Source organism: Microbacterium sp. (genome assembly GCF_011620665.1).
Lineage (GTDB): Bacteria > Actinomycetota > Actinomycetes > Actinomycetales > Microbacteriaceae > Microbacterium.
Window position 1 is genome coordinate 1 of sequence record NZ_WOYQ01000052.1, and the last position, 2,519, is coordinate 2,519.

Consider the following 2,519-nt stretch of genomic DNA (forward strand, 5'->3'; position numbering starts at 1 on the left):
CAACGCTGCCCGTCCCGCTGAGTTTCTGCGGTCTGAGACGATCGGGCTACGGCGCTTCTCGCGTAGTAGATGGAACCTTGCCCGGTCTCCGCGACCGGGCTGCCCTGAGGTCTTCACCTACCTCGCAGGATCGCCAGGCTTGACCTTCCGATGCCCGAAGATGGCGACTGCGGTCTTGAACGCCAGAAGTGCCGCTTCCACGGCGTCCTTGGCTGTACCCGCGTTGCTAGTGAACAGCGCACTGCGCGTGCCGTCCCCGTGATCGACGATCTCCTCATGATCCATCGCGCGCAGCGACCGCATTATCGATGGATGGCTGAGCCCGCTGATCTGCCGCCAGACGATTTCTCCGACCGCGCCACGCACATCGGTGGCGACCGTGGCTTCGCGCACGATCTCTGCGAATCCCACGTAGTGATTCGATTCCGTCGGATCATCGAAGCCGATTCGGTGCGCAGCGGCTCGAATCTGAGCGACGTGCTTCTCTTTCCAAGCCTTGTTCTGCTTGCGGACGCGGTCGAGCATCGCGTCCGAACCAAGTAACCGGTCGTGCTCGATGACCGTTATCACGACTCTATTCATTTCCGCCTCCGCGCATACTTCGCGCCACGCATTGCGGACATGGCGCTCAACGCGCAGGCGAGCGTCGTCCGGTGCGAGGATCCACAGCGCGAGCGATGCCGCCTCCAGCGCGGAGCGCGCGACCGCGTAGTGCGCCACAAGCGGCATGGTGAGCGGCCCGGTGGGTGGGATGAGTACTGTGAGCGAGTTCAACGCATCTGCGGCGTGGTTCAGGTGGAAATAGATCCCATCGCTTAGGCCTTGCCACCCAATCTCATCATCCAGCGCGAGCTGAGACCCGGCCTTTGGCTGGATCCTAGCGACTCTGACCCAGCGAGCGATCGCGTCAGGCACCATCGCGAGCCGCGCGCGGAGCGCTTCCACGGCGTCGCTCTCAGCGGAGTCTTCGATCGGCCCACTTCGGAACCCTGCATAGTCCCCGTCATCTCCCATGACCGAACCGTACCGCTGACTTCAGACAAGCCCTGAATGACTGCCCGCTATACCTGCCGGGGTATCCTTGAAAAATGGCAGATGACACTCTCAAGACACACGGGAACCGGGCCAAGTACCACCAGCGGGTCGCCGACGCGTGGGCCATGCGTGTGCGAGGCGCCGACTGGGCCACGATCGCCGGGGCGACGCGCTATTCGTCGCCCCAGAACGCCATGCGCGCGGTGCGGAACTACGTGGGCAAACTGCCAGCGATCGAGTCCTCGGATGATCTCCGATCGCTGTGGCGTGAGCGCCTCGAGTACTTGTGGCCGTTGGCTGCCCGCGACGCTGAGGCCGGTCGGCCTGGCGCGCTTCGTGCTGCTGTGGCTGTGTCGCAGCGTGCCGCGCAGCTTGACGGTTTGGACGCTCCGCAGCGGTTCGAGATCACGCCCGGCGAGGCCGATCTCGAGCGCCTCGTCGATGAGATCGTGCGGCGTTCGGGCCATGAGGAAATCCTCGAGGCTGACGTCATCGACCTCGACGTCGTCCGCGACGAGATCGCACTGGGCGAGAACGGCGAGCCGATCTGACGACGACAAGCCCCCGCGGGATCGGGTCGTGACCTCGCGGGGGCTCGCGTCTCACACCGGCCAGCCGGCCTCGCGGGCGGCGTGTGCCTCGGCCTGCAGGCGTGCCTGCTCGGCGGCGGTCCGTTCGGCGGCGAGCGCTGCCCATGCCTCGCGTTTGGCCGCCGACACTTTCTCGAGGTACTCGTCGCGGAGCCCCGACGCCAGCGAGCCCGGCCACGTCATGCGCGCGCGTTCCGCGACCTCCGCCAAGGCGTCGGGCGCGTACGCCCACGGCGTCGCTGTGCCGTTGTGGTCCTCGCCCGCGACGTCGGCGTAGGCGCGGATGCCGAGACCGTCGCTTCCCATGCCGTTGGCGCCGGACAGTGCTTCGAGCGCTGCGGCGCGCAGTCCGTCGCGGTCGAGCGGCTGGCTGCGACGATCCCAGACGACCGCACACGCACGACAGAGCGGCGCGGGTGTGCGGTCGCTCCACTTCTCGGGACTGCTCCGCCAGCCGATCGACGTGGCGACGCCGCACCATGCGCACGCGCCGGACTTGCACCGGCGCGGCTCGACGGTTGCTCGTGCACGGTCGACCGCTCGGCGGAGCGCCTCCCGCTCGGCGTCGCCGACCCATGCCCACGGCCGCGGAGCGGCGTCCTGGGCCGCGAGAAACGCGGCCGTGGGCGAGGCGGCCCGGTCGCGTGCCAGCAGCGGCTCACGGAGCGCTCCAAGCGCCGACCCGGCGACGTACGGCGACAGCCCGTGCACGTCGATGACTTGCGCGACGATCGCCGGGGTTGTGGCGCAAGGCTCGTGACGACGGCGCCATTCATCCACGGGCGGCAGGCCGCGCTTGACCCGCTCGCGGTCGTTCACGCTCCACTCGGCGCGGCCGTCGCTGGACGCCCATTTGCTGACGCCGTCGCGGCTGCCCTCGCCCGCTGGGACGAT

At 68.1% G+C, this 2,519-nt stretch carries 3 protein-coding genes; 1 reads left to right on the forward strand and 2 read right to left on the reverse strand.

The window, feature by feature from the left end; genetic code table 11:
* Positions 1-117 precede the first annotated feature (117 nt).
* A complete protein-coding gene (locus tag QZV81_RS07115) occupies positions 118-1,014 on the reverse strand; it encodes a hypothetical protein (RefSeq protein WP_292834919.1) in 897 nt (298 codons plus the stop codon).
* Positions 1,015-1,088: 74 nt separating this feature from the next.
* Here QZV81_RS07115 and QZV81_RS07120 point away from each other — a divergent pair, with 74 nt between their 5' ends.
* A complete protein-coding gene (locus tag QZV81_RS07120) occupies positions 1,089-1,586 on the forward strand; it encodes a hypothetical protein (protein WP_292834922.1) in 498 nt (165 codons plus the stop codon).
* 51 nt (positions 1,587-1,637) lie between these two features.
* Here QZV81_RS07120 and QZV81_RS07125 read toward each other — a convergent pair.
* Positions 1,638-2,519, reverse strand: an 882-nt coding sequence (locus QZV81_RS07125; protein WP_292834925.1) for a hypothetical protein, incomplete at its 5' end; no start/stop codon positions are given.